Consider the following 16493-nt stretch of genomic DNA (forward strand, 5'->3'; position numbering starts at 1 on the left):
GGCCCGGGGTACCACCTCTGACCCGCCCGCTACAGCACCGGCAGGTTCTTGCGGAGTTCGAAGGCCGTGACCTCCGAGCGGTATTCCTCCCACTCCTGCTTCTTGTTGCGCAGGAAGAAGTCGAAGACGTGCTCGCCGAGGGTCTCCGCGACCAGTTCGCTGCGTTCCATCAGGGCGATGGCCTCGCCGAGGTTCTGCGGGAGGGGTTCGATGCCCATGGCGCGGCGTTCGGCGTCGGACAGCGCCCAGACGTCGTCGTCGGCGCCGGCCGGGAGTTCGTAGCCCTCCTCGATGCCCTTGAGGCCCGCCGCCAGGAGGACCGCGTAGGTGAGGTAGGGGTTGGCGCCCGAGTCGATCGAGCGGACCTCGATGCGCGAGGAGCCCATCTTGCCCGGCTTGTACATCGGGACCCGGATCAGGGCCGAGCGGTTGTTGTGGCCCCAGCAGATGTACGAGGGGGCCTCGCCGCCCGAGCCGGCGGTGCGCGAGGAGCCGCCCCAGATCCGCTTGTAGGAGTTGACCCACTGGTTGGTCACGGCGGCCGTTTCGGCGGCGTGCTTCAGCAGGCCCGCGATGAAGGATCGACCGACCTTCGAGAGCTGGTACTCGGCGCCCGACTCGTAGAAGGCGTTGCGGTCGCCCTCGAAGAGGGAGAGGTGGGTGTGCATGCCGGAGCCCGGGTACTCGGAGAAGGGCTTGGGCATGAAGGTGGCCTGGACGCCCTGTTCGAGGGCGACCTGCTTCATGACCAGGCGGAAGGTCATGATGTTGTCGGCCGTCGAGAGGGCGTCGGCGTAGCGCAGGTCGATCTCCTGCTGGCCCGGGGCGCCCTCGTGGTGGCTGAACTCGACCGAGATGCCCATGGATTCGAGCATGGTGATCGCCTGGCGGCGGAAGTCCATGCCGACGTTCTGCGGAGTGTGGTCGAAGTAGCCGGAGTTGTCGGCGGGCACCGGGCGGGAGCCGTCGAGCGGCTTGTCCTTCAGCAGGAAGAACTCGATCTCCGGGTGGGTGTAGAAGGTGAAGCCCAGGTCGGAGGTCTTGGCCAGGATGCGCTTGAGGACGAAGCGGGGGTCCGCGAAGGACGGGGAGCCGTCCGGCATCAGGATGTCGCAGAACATCCGGGCGGTCCCGGGGGCCTCGGCGCGCCACGGCAGTATCTGGAACGTGCTCGGGTCCGGCTTGGCGATCATGTCGGACTCGTAGACCCGGGCGAAGCCCTCGATCGCGGAGCCGTCGAAGCCGATGCCCTCGTCGAAGGCCTGCTCCAGCTCGGCGGGGGCGACCGCGACGGACTTGAGGAAGCCCAGTACGTCGGTGAACCACAGGCGCACGAAGCGGATGTCGCGCTCCTCGAGCGTCCGGAGGACGAATTCCTGCTGCTTGTCCATGCCTTCATCCTCGCAGTTCAGACGGCCTGTGCACCACCGCCCCGGCGGGTCGGGGGCACAGTCGGGCCGGCCCAGTATCGCCAGTGGTGGTTTCCGCCACATTACGCACCCCCGAAAGGTGCCGGCACCCCCGCACTGACCTCCGACCCGTCATGAGCATTACCATCTGCGCCCATGGGGGGCCGGGAGCACACGCGGGACGGGGGGCGGCGCCCTTCCGCGCGTCCCGCTGCCCTCCTGCTGCTCCTCGCCTTCGCCGCGGTGGCCTGCGCGTCCGTGCTGTGCGCGCGGCCGGCGGGCCCGGTGGGGCCGGAGCGTCCCTCGGGGGCGCACGCGGCCCACGCCGCGCCGGACGGGGCGCACGCGGCCTGTGTGGCCCCGTACGACCACCCGGGCTGCCGCGGCCTCGCGCACGTGACCCCGGCGGTGCTGCCCGCCCCGCCGCCCGCCGTCGCCGTGGCGGAGCGTACGGGGCCGGCCCCCGGCGTACGTCCGGCGGGCGCGGGCCCGGTCCGGCCGCACGGCACCCTGGCGCGCGCCCCCGACCTGCACGCCCTGCAAGTGCTGCGGACCTGATGGTTCCGGCGCCCCGGCACACCGGCAGGCGCTCCACCGGCTCCACCCCACACCCCCCTCAGCAGAAGGAACCAGGGCACATGGCCAGCAGGACCCCCGACCAGCACTCCCGTCAGAGCCGCATAGCCGAGATGCGCCGCGCCGACCAGGCACGCGAACGGCGCAACAAGATCGTGGCGATCAGCGTGTCGACGGCGATCGTCGCCGGCCTCGTCGGCTTCGGCGCGTGGGTGCTGATCGACCAGAAGCAGGACGAGAAGAAGAAGGAACAGGACGCGGTCGCGGCCCGCAAGTCGCCCGTGACCGGGGAGCAGACGTGGGACGCGGCCAAGCTGGGCCGCAACCACGTGCAGACTCCCGTGAAGTACGAGATGAACCCGCCGGTCGGGGGCGACCACCACCCCCGCTGGATGAACTGCAACGGTGACGTCTACCAGAACCCGATCCCGGAGGTGAACGCCGTGCACTCGCTGGAGCACGGCGCCGTGTGGGTGACGTACAGCGACAAGGCCCCCAAGGCGGAGGTCGACAAGCTCGCCGAGAAGGTCGGCAAGACCCCGTACACGCTGATGAGCCCGGTCAAGGAGCAGACCGGGGCGATCATGCTCAGCGCGTGGGGCAAGCAGGTGACCGTCGACAGCGCGGGTGACCCGCGGGTGGCGCAGTTCTTCACCAAGTACGTGCAGGGCCCGCAGACCCCCGAACCGGGCGCGGCCTGCACCAACGGCCTGGCCGACAAGTGACCGCGCCACGGGCGGCGGAGGCGGAGGGCGGGCGGCGCGTGCCGCGTACGTACTGGGTCGCGGGCACGGCCGTGGTGCTGGCGGCGCTGTTCGCGGTGGGGGCCACGGTCGCCGCCGCGAACGGTTCCGGCGGCGCGGACGGGCCGGCCCGCACCCCGGGGACGTACTCCCCCGACGCGGGCTTCGCCCGGGACATGTCGGTCCACCACCAGCAGGCCGTGGAGATGTCCTTCGTGGTCCGCGACCGCACCCGGGACGAGGCCGTCCGCAGCCTGGCCTACGACATCGCCAACACGCAGGCCAACCAGCGCGGCATGATGCTGGGCTGGTTGGACCTGTGGGGGCTGCCGAAGGTGGTGGCGGACGAGCCGCCGATGGCGTGGATGGCCGCGCCGGAGGGGGCCGGGGCGGGCGAGGGCCACGGCGGTCACGGCGGGAGCGGTGGCGACGCGGGCGGTGGCGACGGTGGCGGTCACGGCGGTCACCCCGCCGCCAGGCCCGGCGCCCTCATGCCGGGCATGGCCACCAAGGAGGAGTTGTCACGGCTCGCGGCCGTCGAAGGCCGGGACGCCGAGGTGCTCTACCTCCAGCTGATGACCGACCACCACGAGGGCGGCGTGGCCATGGCCGAGGGGTGTGCCCGGCAGTGCCGCACCCCGGTCGAGCGGGATCTCGCCCGGGGCATGGTCGAGGCGCAGCAGTCGGAGTTGAAGCTGATGGCCGACATGTTGCGCGAGCGCGGGGCCGCCCCGCGCTCGTGATCCCCACCCGTACGGGTGCACCGGCGCGGGGTCGGCCGTCCTCCCGAGGCCTGTCGACGACGGGCCCTGACGACGGGCCCTAAGGGAGTCGGTCGCCCGCGTCGGCCGCCAGGACCGCCCGCGCCACCTGGTGCGGGCGGTCCAGCATGACGAGGTGGCCGGCCGGTTCGGCGACCTCGAAGCGGGCTCCGAGCCGGTCGGCGAGGGCGGCCTGCCGTTCGAGCCAGCGTCGCCCGGCGCGCCCGTGGCGGCCGTCGTGGGCGGCGAGGACGGTGGCGGGGGCGGTCAGCGGGTGCCGGGCGGCCAGCGCGAGCACCTCCTCGGCCGTGTCGGGGTAGCGGGCGTTCTCCAGCAGGGCCCCGCGCCAGACCCGGCCGGTGCGGTAGCAGCGGCGTACGAGGTCCCGCGCGGCCGGATCCGCGGCGCGGCCCGCCCGGCCGGCGCGTACGGTGGCCTCCCGGGCGGCGGGCCCGAGCGCGGCCGGGAGTCCGACGGCGCTCGCGGCGCGACTGAGGGCGCGGGCGACGGCGGTACGGATCCCGGTGGGCAGCGGCGTACGGGGGTTCTCCTCCACGCTGGAGTCGAGCAGCACGAGCGCGGCGGTGCGCGCGGGGTGCAGGCGGGCGAAGGCCTCGGCGTGGAACCCGGCGATGGAGTGCCCGACGACGGTGACGGGGCGGGTCGGGGGCAGGCCGAGGGCGTTCAGCAGGGCGGCGATCCGGTGGGCCTCGGCGGCGGCGCCCGGCGGCCGGACGGCGGGGGCGCTGAGGCCGTGTCCGGGGCGGTCGAAGCGGATCACCGTACGGCCCCGGGCGACGAGTTCGGCCGCGACCGCGTCCCAGTCGAACCAGGCCATGGCCAGCCCGGCGCTGAGCACCACGGGCGGCCCGGGCGGGGTGCGGGGGGCGGCGGCCTGCGGCGAGGGCCCCTCGACGAGGACGTGCAGCGGGATCCCGTCCACCGCGACGAAGCGGGGAGCGGGGGGCGCGGGGACGGCGGGGCGGGGAGGCGGGGTCACGTGCGCCGCTCCTTGTGCACGGACCAGGCGAGCAGCCCCAGCCACAGGGCCACGAGGAGCACCTGGAGCCGCTGGCCCGCGCCGAGGGCCCAGGTGCCGCGCCCGGCGGTGAACATCGCGATGGCCGTCAGGGTCCAGACGGTGGCGAGGAGTTCCAGGACGACGAGGGCGGGGCCGTAGCGGGCGAGCGGCGCGAACCAGCCGTAGCGGCGGGCGGCGACGGTCAGGGCCACTATGCCGGTGAGGGCGCCGGTCATGGCGAGGCTGCTGCTGACGGCGTGGGCCTGATGGGTGGCGGGGACGAGGCCGGCGGTCTCGCGGGCGGCGCATTCGGGGTCCACGGTGGGCGCGCAGCTGAGCGGGAGCCAGGCGTCGGCGGCGGTGGCCGCGCCGAAGAGGGCGACGCCGGCCCAGCCGATGACGGCCCAGGGCCTGCGGGATTCGGGGTGGCGGGTCAGGCGTGCCAGGGCGAGGAGCGCGCCGAGGAAGGCGAGCATGCCGGCGGTGAAGTCGGTGGCGCGGAAGAGGCCGCCCATCGGCTGGTCCTGGGCGGCCAGTTCGCTGACGTACGTCTCGATGGGGTTGAGACCGGTCGAGAGGACGACTTCGAGGACCCACGCGGTATAGGCGGCCGCACCGAGGCCGATCAGGGTGGCGACGGGCCACGCGTTCCCTTTTGTACGCATAGTGCGACTTATCCTAAAAGCTCGGGGGCGGGCCCACGCTCTGCCGCGGGCCCTACTCTCCAGTAGACGTACGAGGACCCGCAGACGTTGCCCGGGCGGTACGGGACCGGCACATACCACCCCATTCCTCCCTCGCGGCGGGGCCGACCGGGCCACGGGGTTGGACGGCCCCGGGCGCCGTGGCAGGCTGGCGCACGCCCGGACCCTCCGTACGCCGCACCACCTCAAGGACGCCGCCAGGTATGAGCACGCCCACCGACCCGCCCGGCGACCCGGCCGGCCCGCCGACCGAACCCGCCGGAACGCCGATACCCGAGGCCGGGTCGCCGACGGGACCGTCGGAGCCGACGCGACCGTCCGGGCCCTCCCTGGAGAAGGCCCCACAGGCCCCGCAGGCCCCGGCGCCGACGCCGGACCGGGCGCCGACCCAGGCCCCGACGCCGACCCCGACCTCCCTGGAGAAGACCCCGCCGCCCGCGCCCCCGGCGCCGGTCGCGCCCGCCCCGCCGGCCCCCGCCGAGGCCAACCCCTTCGCGCCGCCGGCCCCCGCGCCCTCGGGGTTCGCCCCGATCGGCTCCGCCGCCCCGACCGCCCCGGGCCCCGCCGCTCCCCCGGCCGCCGGCGCGTTCGCCGCGCCGGCCCCGTACGGGGCGCCGGCGGCGCCCGCCGCCCCTCCCGGCCCGCCCCACCCCGGTCACCCGGGACACGCCGGACACCCGGGCCATCCCGGCTACCCCGGCTACCCCGGCTACCCCGGCTATCCCGGATACCCCGGATACGCCACCGCCCCCGAGCCCGGGAACGGCCTGGCCGTCGCCGGCCTGGTCCTCGGCATCATCGGCGTGCTGCTGAGCATCGTCCCGTTCGTCTTCTGGCTCGGCACCCTCACGGGCCTCACCGGCCTCGGCATCGCCATCGCCGGCCTGGTCCGGGCCGTCCGCGGCGCCCCGCGCAAGGCGATGGCCGTCACGGGCGTGGTCCTCGGCGTACTGAGCCTCGCCGTCTCGGTCGGCGGATTCTTCCTCACCGTCAGGATCGTCGACGAGATCGAGCGGTACGACGACCCCATCAGCGGCGAGTACGACTGGCCCGAGCCCGACGCCCACGACGACGAGTACGGGGACGAGTGGGACTCCGGCCTCGACACCCCCGCCCCGAGCGCGACGGGCCCCGGGACCACCACCCCGCTCGCGTTCGGCACGGAGTACGCCTACCCGACCGGCTTCAAGGTCAGCGTCGCGCAGCCGCGCCCGTACAAGACGACCAGCGAGTACATCGAGGTGAAGAACGCCGTCCAGCTGACCTTCACCGTCACCAACAACCGGGAACGGGCCCACGCCTTCTCCTACGCGATGCCCGCCGTCACCGACGAGCAGGGCCGCCCCTGCCGGCTGGTGATCGACGGGAAGATGCCGAAGCGGATCTCCGGCAACGTCGAGCCGGGCGGCTCCGCGACCGGCACGGCCGCCTACGAGCTCCCGCCCGGCACCCGACAGATCCGCGTCGAGCTCTCCCCGAACGTCCTGCTGCACCCGGTGAAGTACGCCGGTCCCGTCGACGGGCCCCGCTGAACCGCGGGGCCCGCGACCCCGCGCCCAGGACATCGCGTCAGAAAGACGATTACACTGGGGGGCGTGCCTCAACTACGTCTGGCTCTGAATCAGATCGACTCGCACGTCGGCGACATCGCCGCCAACTCCGACTCGATCGTCCACTGGACCCGGCACTCCGCCGAGCAGGGCGCCCACCTGGTCGCCTTCCCGGAGATGGTGCTGACCGGATACCCCGTCGAGGACCTCGCCCTGCGGTCGTCCTTCGTCGAGGCCTCCCGCACGGCCCTGCGCGCCCTCGCGGCGCGCCTCGCGGCGGAGGGCCTCGGCGAGCTGCCGGTCGTCGTCGGCTACCTGGACCGCACCGAGCGGGCCACGCCCCGTCTCGGGCGTCCGGCCGGGTCCCCGGAGAACGCCGCGGCCGTCCTGCACCGCGGCGAGGTCGTCCTGCGCTTCGCCAAGCACCACCTGCCCAACTACGGGGTGTTCGACGAGTTCCGGTACTTCGTGCCGGGCGACACCCAGCCGGTGATCCGGGTGCGGGGCGTCGACGTCGCGCTCGCCGTCTGCGAGGACCTCTGGCAGGAGGGCGGGCGCGTGCCCGCCACCCGTTCGGCCGGGGCGGGCCTGCTGCTGTCGATCAACGCCTCGCCCTACGAGCGCAACAAGGACGACCTCCGCCTGGAGCTGGTCCGCAAGCGCGCCCAGGAGGCCGGCTGCACCCTCGCCTACCTGGCGATGATGGGCGGCCAGGACGAGCTCGTCTTCGACGGGGACTCGATCGTGGTGGACGCCTCCGGCGAGGTGGTCGCCCGCGCGCCGCAGTTCTCCGAGGGCTGCGTGCTGCTGGACCTCGATCTGCCCGCCGCCCGCCCGGACGCCCCCGAGGGCGTCGTGGACGACGGCCTGCGCATCGACCGCGTCGTCCTCACCGAGGAGCCGGTGGAGCCGTACGAGCCGGTCGTCACGGGCGGCTACGCCGACCGCCTCGACGACGACGAGGAGGTCTACGACGCGCTGGTCGTGGGCCTGCGCGCGTACGTCCGCAAGAACGGCTTCCGTTCCGTCCTGATCGGGCTGTCGGGCGGCATCGACTCGGCGCTCGTCGCGGCCATCGCCTGCGACGCGATCGGCGCGCAGAACGTGTACGGCGTCTCGATGCCCTCGAAGTACTCCTCGGAGCACTCCAGGGGCGACGCGGCCGACCTCGCGCGGCGCACCGGGCTCAACTTCCGGACCGTCTCCATCGAGCCGATGTTCGACGCCTACATGGGCGCCCTGGGCCTCACCGGTCTGGCGGAGGAGAACCTCCAGTCCCGCCTGCGCGGCACGATGCTGATGGCCCTGTCGAACCAGGAGGGCCACATCGTGCTGGCCCCGGGCAACAAGTCCGAGCTGGCCGTCGGCTACTCCACGCTCTACGGCGACTCGGTCGGCGCCTACGGTCCGATCAAGGACGTCTACAAGACGGACGTGTTCCGGCTCGCGCGCCACCGCAACCGGGCCGCCGTCGAACGCGGCGAGACCCCGCCGATCCCCGAGAACTCGATCGTGAAGCCCCCCAGCGCCGAGCTGCGCCCCGACCAGGTCGACACGGACTCGCTGCCGGACTACCCGGTGCTCGACGCGATCCTGGAGCTGTACGTGGACCGCGATCAAGGGTTGGAGGCGATCGTCGCGGCCGGCTACGACCGCGCCCTGGTGGCGAGGACCGTGCGGATGGTGGACACGGCGGAGTACAAGCGCCGCCAGTACCCGCCGGGCACCAAGATCTCCGCGAAGGGCTTCGGCAAGGACCGCCGCCTGCCCATCACCAACGGCTGGCGCGAGCAGGCGTAGGCCCCGCCGCGACCCGCGGGCCTACGGGCTACGGGCTACGGGCTACGGGCTACGGGCTACGGGCTACGGGCTACGGGCTACGGGCTACGGGCTACGGGCGGATCGTGACGCGGGCGGCGACCGGAAGGTGGTCGCTGCCCGTGCGCGGCAGGGTCCAGGAGGCCTCGGGCTTCACCCCGCGCACCAGGATCTGGTCGATGCGGGCCATCGGGAACTGGGCCGGCCAGCTGAAGCCGAAGCCGTCGCCCGCGGCGCCCTGCGTGGAGCGCATCTGCGAGGTGACCTCCGACAGGGCGCGGTCGTTCATGGTGCCGTTGAGGTCGCCCATCAGGACGACGTTCTTCAGCGGTTCGGAGGCCAGCGCCGCGCCCAGCGCGTCGGCGCTGTTGTCACGCTGGTTGGCGGTGAAGCCGGCGTTGAGCTTGACGCGGACCGAGGGCAGGTGGGCGACGTAGACACCGAGGTCACCGAAGGGGCCGGCCACGGTGGTGCGCATCGCGCGGGTCCAGCCCAGGCGGATGTCCACGGAGCGGCTGGAGGTCAGCGGGTACTTGCTCCACACCCCGACGGTGCCCTCGACGGCGTGGTACTTGTACGTCTCCTCCAGCGCCTTCTCGTAGATCGGGACGGCGCCGGCCTTCAGCTCGGTCAGGGCCAGCACGTCCGCCCCGGACTTGGCGACGGACTCGGCGGTCCCGCGCGGGTCGGGGTTGTCGGCGTCGACGTTGTGGGTGGCGATCATCAGGTTGCCGCCGCGGCCGGACTTGTCGGTGACCAGCCCGCCGAAGAGGTTCGCCCAGACGACGGCGGTCAGCAGTATCGCGATCAGCGCGGTCGCGGACTTGCGGACCACCGCGATGGCCAGCAGCACCGGGACGGCCAGCCCCAGCCAGGGCAGGAAGGTCTCGATGAGGCTGCCGAGGTTGCCGACGTCGTTGGGCAGTTCCGCGTGGAAGATCATGACGAGCGAGATCAGCGCCGCGATCGCGGCGGTCACGATCCCGCGCCGCCAGATGCCCGGGTCACGGCGCAGCTCGGCCAGTCGGTGCCGCAGACCGGACCCGGAGGGCTCCGGCTCGGAGCCGCCGTTCCCCGTCTCCGTCACATACGCCTGTGCCATGCCATGTCCTCGCTGCCGTGCTCGCGCTCCGTCCCCGCCCCTTGACCCTAGGCGATGTACGGAGCCTTCCGCGCCGTCCTGTGCGGCCGTACCTTCCCGAGGACGAACGGCCGTGCGGCCAAGGTTCCGCTTGTCACGAAACGCGCACATTGGGTCGCGCGCCCCCGGTGGGGGCCGGGAGTGTGACGTACGGGTCATCGTGCCGGGCCCGCGCCACTACCGTCCACGGCCGGACGGGTGCCACCATGGGGAGTGAGTCCGGGGACGCCGTGAGGGCGCCTCGAGATGACACAAGGAGCAGTTGCAATGACGCATGCCGTTTCGCCTGCCCGCGAAGCCGCCGCCCCCACCCTGTACGGAGGGGCCGGCACCCGGCGGGTCACCGTCCGCGACCTCACCCTCGCCAAGGAGCGCGGCGAGAAGTGGCCCATGCTCACGGCCTACGACGCGATGACCGCGTCGGTCTTCGACGAGGCCGGCATCCCGGTCATCCTCGTCGGCGACTCGATGGGCAACTGTCACCTCGGCTACGAGACCACCGTCCCCGTGACGATGGACGAGATGACGCTGCTGTCGGCGGCCGTCGTACGGGGCACCGGTCGGGCCCTGGTCGTCGGCGACCTGCCGTTCGGCTCGTACCAGGAAGGCCCCGTACAGGCGCTGCGCAGCGCGACGCGCCTGGTCAAGGAGGCCGGGGTGGGCGCGGTCAAGCTGGAGGGCGGGGAGCGCTCGCTCGCCCAGACCGAGCTGATCGTCCAGTCCGGCATCCCGGTCATGTCCCACCTGGGCCTGACCCCGCAGTCCGTGAACGCCATGGGCTACCGGGTGCAGGGCCGCGGCGACGAGGCCGCGCACCGGCTGCTGCGGGACGCGAAGGCCGCGCAGGACGCGGGCGCGTTCGCGGTCGTGCTGGAGCTGGTGCCGGCCGAGCTGGCCGCCGAGGTCACCCGGTCCCTGCACATCCCGACGGTCGGCATCGGCGCCGGCTCGGAGTGTGACGCCCAGGTCCTGGTGTGGACCGACATGATGGGCCTGACCGGCGGGAAGCTGCCGCGGTTCGTGAAGCAGTACGCGAACCTCCGCGCGACCATGACGGACGCCGCGAAGGCGTTCGCCGAGGACGTGGTCGGCGGAACGTTCCCGCAGGAAGAGCACGCCTTCCACTGATCCGGGAGGGGCCCGGCCGGGACCTCCCGGCCGGGCTCACCGGGCCCCTCCCGGCGCCCTCACCGGCCCTTCTCCGCGGTCCGGCGGCACGTGCGTGTCGGCGGGCCGTCGGTCGCCTGTCGGTCCGCTGTCGGTGGTTTGTCAGTGGCGGCTGGTCCCATGGTGGACATGACGCGAATCGACAAGAACCCCCACGCCGTGGAAGTACGGGGGCTGGTCAAGCACTACGGCGAGACCAAGGCCCTGGACGGGGTCGACCTGGATGTCCGTGAGGGAACGGTGCTCGGGGTCCTCGGCCCCAACGGCGCCGGCAAGACCACGCTGGTGCGCTGCCTCTCCACCCTGATCGTTCCCGACGCCGGCACGGCCACGGTCGCCGGCTTCGACGTGGTCCGCCAGCCCCGGCAGCTGCGCCGCACCATCGGCCTGACCGGCCAGTACGCCTCGGTCGACGAGAAGCTCTCCGGCTGGGAGAACCTCTACATGATCGGCCGCCTGCTGGACCTGTCCCGCAAGGAGGCCCGCTCGCGCGCCGACGAGCTGCTGGAGCGGTTCTCGCTCACCGAGGCGGCGAAGAAGGCCGCGATGCACTACTCGGGCGGCATGCGGCGCCGGCTCGACCTGGCCGCCTCGATGATCGGCCGTCCCGCCGTGCTGTACCTGGACGAGCCGACCACCGGCCTGGACCCCCGCACCCGCAACGAGGTGTGGGACGAGGTGCAGCGGATGGTCGCCGAGGGCGCCACCGTCCTGCTCACCACCCAGTACATGGAGGAGGCCGAGCAGCTCGCGAGCGAGCTGACGGTCATCGACCGGGGCAAGGTCATCGCCAAGGGCAAGGTCGACGAGCTGAAGGCCCGCGTCGGCGGCCGGACGCTGCGGATCCGTCCCGTGGAGTCGGCCGACCTGCCGGGCATGGCCCGCGCGCTGGCCGAGGCCGGTCTGGACGGCGTGTCCGGCTCCCAGGCCGTCCCGGACGAGGGCGTGCTCCTCGTACCGATCCTCAGCGACGAGCAGCTGACCGCGGTGGTCGGCCTGCTGGCCGCCCGCGGTCACGCCATCGCCGACCTCGGCACCTACCTGCCCAGCCTGGACGAGGTGTTCCTGTCGATCACCGGCCAGAAGCCCGCCATCACCGAGGAGGTCGCGGCATGAGCTCCGCAACCACGACGAGCCGCGACGACACCACGACCGCCGCGGCCGGTTCCGCCGTCCGCACCCCGGTCGCGGACGAGGGCCGGATCGGGCTGCGGGGCAACCTGCGCCACATCGGCGCCCTGGCCCGGCGCAACCTGCTCCAGATCAAGCAGGACCCGGAGTCGATGTTCGACGTCCTGTTCATGCCGATCATCTTCACGCTGCTGTTCGTGTTCGTCTTCGGCGGCGCGATCTCCGGCAAGGGCAACCAGGGCGAGTACGTCAACTACGTCGTCCCGGGCCTGATGGCGATGATGGGCATGAACATCGCGATGGGCGTCGGCACCGGCGTCAACGACGACTTCAAGAAGGGCGTGATGGACCGCTTCCGGTCCATGCCGATCGCCCGCTCCTCGGTCCTCATCGCGAAGATCGTGGTCGAGCTCGGCCGGATGATGGTCGCCATCACGATCCTCCTGGGCGTGGGCTTCATCCTGGGCCTGTCCATCAAGTCCTCGGTCCTGGACCTGTTCCTCGCCATCGGCCTGTCGGCCGTCTTCGGCGCCTCGCTGATGTGGATCTTCATCCTGCTGGGTCTGACCATGAAGACCGCGCAGGCCGTCCAGGGCATGGCGATGCTCGTGCTGATGCCGTTGCAGTTCGGCAGCTCGATCTTCGCGCCGCCGTCGACCATGCCGGGTTGGCTCCAGGCCTTCACCGACTACAACCCGCTGTCCAACCTGGCCGACGCGGCCCGCGGACTGATCAACGACGCCCCGCTCGGCAACTCCGTCTGGCTCACGCTCGGCTGGTCGCTGGCGATCACGCTGGTCACCATGCCGCTGGCGGTCCGCAAGTTCCGTCAGAAGACCTGACGCGGCCCGGCCCGAGCGCCGGATCACACGAGGGCGGCGGCCTCCCCCGGGGAGAGGCCGCCGCCCTCGGCGTAAGCGCGCGCGTAGGCGTCGGCGCCGAGGGCCGCCCGCGCGTGTTCCTCGACGAAGGCGGCGTCCTCGCGTTCGGTGCTGATCGGAGCGTGCCCGGAGGGCAGGTGGGCGCGGTAGGCGCCGAGGAGCCGCGCGGCGTCCTCCTCGCGGCGGGGGCCGTCGGGGGCGGCGAGGGCGACGGCGGCCGTCAGCAGGAACACGGCGGGCAACTGCGGCGCGACCATCAGGGCCAGGGGGTCCATGGAGGTGCCCACGGCCCCGCGGACGAGCGTCAGCGCGTCCTCGTGGCGGGCCTGCCGGTTGTCGAGCCGGCCGATGGTGGCGAGCAGGAACACGTCGAAGATCGCGTACGCCCCGAAGGAGAACTCCTCGCGCAGCGCCTTGATCTGGGCGCGGGCCTCGTCGAAGCGGCCGTCCCGGCCGAGGATGTCGGCGAGGAACATGCGGCAGGCGGGCATGGCCTCGTTGCCGTAGTGCTCGGAGTCGGCGAGGACCTCGGTGAGGATCTCCTCCGCGAGGGCCGCCCGACCGGTCTCCATCAGGGTGCCGGCCATCCGCACCCGCATCACGGCCACCTGGGCCTTGGCACCGAGGCGTTCGGCGTGTTCGATCGCGTCGAGGTAGTCCTGCGCGGCGAGGGCGTGGTCGCCGCGCCGCTCCCGGGACTCGGCGCGGGCGGCGAGGGCCTCGGCGCAGCCCCAGTCGTCGCCCATTTCGCGGAAGAGGGCCAGGCTCTCGTCGGCGTCGCGGACGGCGTCCCCCGACCAGTCGGCGCGGTTGGCGAAGACGTTGGCGCGCAGTTGCAGGGCGGAGGCCAGCTCCCACCGCAGGCCCAGCTCGCGGGCGACGGCGACGTTCCCGTCCACCGCCGTGCGGAGCAGTTCCGGATCGCCGGCGATCATGACGGCGTAGATCCACAGACCGGACGGGGCCCGGCAGGTCTGCGGCAGGCCGGGCCGGTAGGCGGCCACCATGCCCTCGACCTCGGCGCGGACGTCCGGGGAGTTCCAGCCGGAGCTGTTCTGGTCCCGGGCGGCGAGCCGGATCATCCGGATGCCGCGCCAGCCCTCGGTGAGGAGTTCGCCGTCGTAGGGCGGGGGCGCGTCGACGATCCGGGTGTGGACGGGTTCGGCGGGCACCACCGGGGGTGCGAAGGGGTCGGGGCCGAGCTCGGCGGCGGCGTTGGACCAGTGCCGGGACTCGGAGCGCAGGTCGTGCATGTGCCAGTACCAGACCAGGGAGTGGACGAGGCACAGCACCTCCTGGGCCTCGCCGGCGGCGACCGCCCGGCGCAGGGCGGTGCGCAGGTTCTCGTACTCGGTGGAGAGCCGCTCGGCGGTCTCCCGCTGGGCGCGGGAGCGCAGCAGGGGCTCGCCGGTACGGGCGAGTTCGCGGTAGTGGACGAGGTGGCGGCGTTCGGTGGCGGCGCGGTCGCCGTCGACCTCGGCGAGGCGCTCGGCGGCGTACTCGGCGACGGTCTCCAGGAGGCGGTAGCGCATGCCGTCGGGGCCCGGTTCGGCGACGACGAGGGACTTGTCGACGAGGGAGCCGAGGATGTCGGCGACCTCGTAGGCGGGGTCGGCGCAGACGTCCTCGGCGGCGGTCAGGTCGCAGCCGCCGGCGAAGACGGACAGGCGGCGCAGGACGGTGCGTTCGGGGGCGTCGAGGAGGTCCCAGGACCAGTCGACGACGGCGCGCAGGGTCTGCTGGCGCGGCAGCAGGGTGCGGGCCCCGCCGGTGAGCAGGCGGAAGCGGTCGTCGAGGCGGTCGGCGATCTGGCGCGGGGTGAGCAGCCGCAGCCGGGCGGCGGCCAGCTCGATCGCCAGCGGCAGCCCGTCCAGGCGGCGGCAGATCTCGGCGACGGCGGCCGGGTCCCGGGCGGGGTCGTAGCCGGGGCGGGCGGCGGCGGCCCGATCGGCGAAGAGGCGGTGCGCGGGGGCGGGCGGCAGGGGCTCGACGGGGCGCAGGAACTCCCCCGGCACGCCCAGGGGTTCCCGGCTGGTGGCCAGGACCTGGACGCCGGGGCACTGGGTGAGGAGGCGTTCGGCGAGCTCTGCGGCGGCGCCGATGACGTGCTCGCAGTTGTCCAGGAGCAGCAGGAGCTCACGGCGGGCGCAGTGCTCGGCGAGCCGGTCGAGCGGGTCGTCGCCGGTGCGGTCGGTGAGGGCGCGCAGTTCCTCGGCGCCGGCGCCGCGCAGTGTGGTGCGGCGGGCGCCGAGCGCGGCGAGCGCGGCCTCGGCCACGTCCTCGGGGTCGTCCACGGGCGCCAGTTCGACGAACCACACCCCGTCGGGCCAGGCGTGGCCGGCGTGGGCCTCGGCGGCCTCCTGGGACAGCCGGGTCTTGCCGGCGCCGCCGGGCCCGAGGAGGGTGACGAGGCGGGCGCGGGCGAGGTCGTCACCGATGGCCCGGATGTCGCCCTCGCGCCCGACGAAGGTCGTCAGCCGCGCCCGCAGGTTGCCTCCGGCGGGCCGCCCGGTCCCGCCGGCCTCCGCGCCGGAAACCCCACCGGGGCCCGCGGGCCCGACCGGGCCGGGAACCTCGGAGCCGGTCGGGTACGGGGCCGGGGGCGTGCCGGACCCGGAGGCGTCCGGCGTGACCGGGGCCGGGTAGGGGGCCGGGTGCGGGGCCGGGGCGGGATGCCCGCCTTCGCTCGGGCCCGCGGGCCCGACCGGGCCGGGGCGCCCGGCTCCGCCCGGGGCTCCGGGGCCGGCCGGGTACGGGACCGCGCCGGGCACGGACGGGGCCGGGGCGGCTCCGCCCCGGGTCCCGGGCGGTGCCGGGTACGGGGCGGGTTCGTCGGGGGTGAGGAGTTCGGTGTGCAGGGCGCGCAGGGCGGGGCCCGGGTCGGTGCCGAGGCGGGCCGCCAGGTCGCGGCGGACCTCCTCGTAGCCGGCCAGCGCCTCCGCCGGGCGGCCCACCGCACGCAGGGCCCGCAGGCGCAGCACCTGCAAGGACTCGTCGAGGGGGTGCCGGGCGCACAGTTCGGTCAGCTCGGGCAGGGCCGTCTCCGCCCGGCCCAGGGCCAGGGCCGCGCCGAGGCGGCCCCGGCGCGCGTCCCCGCGTACGGCCTCCCAGCGGGTGGACTCGGGCGTCGGGTCGGGGAGGGAGGCCAGCGCGGGCCCCTGCCACAGAGCCAGGGCCTCGTCGTACAGGGCCGCCGCCCCGGCCGGGTCCGGGGCGTCGGCGGCGGCCCGGACGAGGGCTTCGAAGCGGTACAGGTCGACGTCCTCGGGCCGGGCGTCCAGCAGGTAGCCGCCCTGCGCGGAACGCACCGCCGCGTGCCCCAGCGCCCGGCGCAGCCGCGCGACCAGGGCCTGGAGGGCGGCGTGGGCGTCGGCCGGCGGGTCGGCGTCCCAGACCTCGGCGACCAGCCGCGCGGCGGGGACGGGGCGGCCGGGGCGCAGCGCGAGCGCGGTCAGCAGCGCCCGCAGGCGCGCGCCGCCGACGGCGACGGCTCCGCCGTCGTCGCGGAAGGCCCGGGTGGTGCCGAGGATCGCGTAACGCACCGCCCCATTGTCCCCGGCTCCGGGCCCCGCCCCGGCCCCCCGGCGTCGG

Annotated in this window: 13 protein-coding genes; 8 read left to right on the plus strand and 5 right to left on the minus strand. The window is 74.0% G+C overall.

All coding sequences use genetic code 11. The features are described from left to right. Positions 1-29: 29 nt before the first annotated feature. Positions 30-1391, minus strand: a complete 1362-nt coding sequence (locus tag ACZ6ZI_RS01835) for a glutamine synthetase family protein (protein ID WP_363061740.1) — start codon at positions 1389-1391, stop codon at positions 30-32. Between the two features lie 174 nt (positions 1392-1565). Between ACZ6ZI_RS01835 and ACZ6ZI_RS01840 the strand changes: the two genes are divergently transcribed. The 3 genes from ACZ6ZI_RS01840 (at position 1566) to ACZ6ZI_RS01850 (ending at position 3471) form a co-directional block, all read left to right on the plus strand. Further along, entirely contained in the window at positions 1566-1967 is a 402-nt protein-coding gene (locus tag ACZ6ZI_RS01840) for a hypothetical protein (protein ID WP_469514485.1), read from the plus strand. Between the two features lie 80 nt (positions 1968-2047). Then, entirely contained in the window at positions 2048-2710 is a 663-nt protein-coding gene (locus tag ACZ6ZI_RS01845) for a DUF3105 domain-containing protein (RefSeq protein ID WP_469514488.1), read from the plus strand. Between the two features lie 38 nt (positions 2711-2748). Continuing rightward, on the plus strand, positions 2749-3471 hold the full coding sequence (locus tag ACZ6ZI_RS01850; protein WP_469514491.1) for a DUF305 domain-containing protein: 723 nt from the start codon (positions 2749-2751) through the stop codon (positions 3469-3471). A 79-nt stretch (positions 3472-3550) separates the two neighbouring features. Here the strand turns inward: ACZ6ZI_RS01850 and ACZ6ZI_RS01855 are convergent, their stop codons facing one another. Continuing rightward, positions 3551-4489, minus strand: coding sequence for an alpha/beta fold hydrolase (locus ACZ6ZI_RS01855; protein ID WP_469514494.1), 939 nt, complete (start codon positions 4487-4489; stop codon positions 3551-3553). Continuing rightward, complete coding sequence (locus ACZ6ZI_RS01860) at positions 4486-5175, minus strand: DUF998 domain-containing protein (protein WP_469514497.1); 690 nt, start codon at positions 5173-5175, stop codon at positions 4486-4488. Before ACZ6ZI_RS01860 ends, ACZ6ZI_RS01855 begins: the two co-directional genes overlap by 4 nt. Positions 5176-5417: 242 nt before the next feature. On the opposite strand from ACZ6ZI_RS01860, the gene ACZ6ZI_RS01865 reads away from it, so the two are divergent. Then, positions 5418-6746: a DUF4190 domain-containing protein gene (locus tag ACZ6ZI_RS01865; RefSeq protein WP_469514499.1), complete on the plus strand. Its 1329-nt coding sequence runs from the start codon at positions 5418-5420 to the stop codon at positions 6744-6746. 63 nt (positions 6747-6809) lie between these two features. Further along, the gene (locus ACZ6ZI_RS01870; RefSeq protein WP_363061726.1) at positions 6810-8564 is read left to right on the plus strand and encodes an NAD+ synthase; all 1755 of its coding nucleotides are present in this window, start codon (positions 6810-6812) and stop codon (positions 8562-8564) included. A 91-nt stretch (positions 8565-8655) separates the two neighbouring features. Here the strand turns inward: ACZ6ZI_RS01870 and ACZ6ZI_RS01875 are convergent, their stop codons facing one another. Then, positions 8656-9684, minus strand: coding sequence for an endonuclease/exonuclease/phosphatase family protein (locus tag ACZ6ZI_RS01875; protein ID WP_363061724.1), 1029 nt, complete (start codon positions 9682-9684; stop codon positions 8656-8658). A gap of 306 nt (positions 9685-9990) precedes the next feature. Here ACZ6ZI_RS01875 and panB point away from each other — a divergent pair, with 306 nt between their 5' ends. From panB to ACZ6ZI_RS01890, 3 genes are all read left to right on the plus strand, one after another. Beyond that, positions 9991-10851: a 3-methyl-2-oxobutanoate hydroxymethyltransferase gene (gene panB, locus ACZ6ZI_RS01880; protein ID WP_469514502.1), complete on the plus strand. Its 861-nt coding sequence runs from the start codon at positions 9991-9993 to the stop codon at positions 10849-10851. A gap of 159 nt (positions 10852-11010) precedes the next feature. Next, positions 11011-12006, plus strand: coding sequence for an ATP-binding cassette domain-containing protein (locus ACZ6ZI_RS01885; RefSeq protein ID WP_363061720.1), 996 nt, complete (start codon positions 11011-11013; stop codon positions 12004-12006). Further along, entirely contained in the window at positions 12003-12863 is an 861-nt protein-coding gene (locus ACZ6ZI_RS01890; RefSeq protein ID WP_363061718.1) for an ABC transporter permease, read from the plus strand. The genes ACZ6ZI_RS01885 and ACZ6ZI_RS01890 overlap by 4 nt, the downstream gene beginning before the upstream one ends. A 23-nt stretch (positions 12864-12886) precedes the next feature. Here the strand turns inward: ACZ6ZI_RS01890 and ACZ6ZI_RS01895 are convergent, their stop codons facing one another. Further along, positions 12887-16444 carry an AfsR/SARP family transcriptional regulator gene (locus tag ACZ6ZI_RS01895; protein WP_469514508.1) on the minus strand — a complete coding sequence of 1186 codons (3558 nt, stop codon included), beginning with the start codon at positions 16442-16444 and terminating at the stop codon, positions 12887-12889. Positions 16445-16493: the final 49 nt, after the last annotated feature.

The sequence above is a fragment of the Streptomyces sp. NPDC103540 genome (genome assembly GCF_055584445.1).

What these genes read in the sequence shown, in the direction of transcription:
- ACZ6ZI_RS01845 (WP_469514488.1), top strand. Translation starts at nt 2,048, where the DNA reads ATGGCCAGCAGGACCCCCGACCAGCACTCCCGTCAGAGCCGCATAGCC.
- ACZ6ZI_RS01885 (WP_363061720.1), top strand. Translation starts at nt 11,011, where the DNA reads ATGGTGGACATGACGCGAATCGACAAGAACCCCCACGCCGTGGAAGTA.
- ACZ6ZI_RS01890 (WP_363061718.1), top strand. Translation starts at nt 12,003, where the DNA reads ATGAGCTCCGCAACCACGACGAGCCGCGACGACACCACGACCGCCGCG.
- ACZ6ZI_RS01875 (WP_363061724.1), bottom strand. Translation starts at nt 9,684, where the DNA reads ATGGCACAGGCGTATGTGACGGAGACGGGGAACGGCGGCTCCGAGCCG.
- panB (WP_469514502.1), top strand. Translation starts at nt 9,991, where the DNA reads ATGACGCATGCCGTTTCGCCTGCCCGCGAAGCCGCCGCCCCCACCCTG.
- ACZ6ZI_RS01840 (WP_469514485.1), top strand. Translation starts at nt 1,566, where the DNA reads ATGGGGGGCCGGGAGCACACGCGGGACGGGGGGCGGCGCCCTTCCGCG.
- ACZ6ZI_RS01860 (WP_469514497.1), bottom strand. Translation starts at nt 5,175, where the DNA reads ATGCGTACAAAAGGGAACGCGTGGCCCGTCGCCACCCTGATCGGCCTC.
- ACZ6ZI_RS01835 (WP_363061740.1), bottom strand. Translation starts at nt 1,391, where the DNA reads ATGGACAAGCAGCAGGAATTCGTCCTCCGGACGCTCGAGGAGCGCGAC.
- ACZ6ZI_RS01865 (WP_469514499.1), top strand. Translation starts at nt 5,418, where the DNA reads ATGAGCACGCCCACCGACCCGCCCGGCGACCCGGCCGGCCCGCCGACC.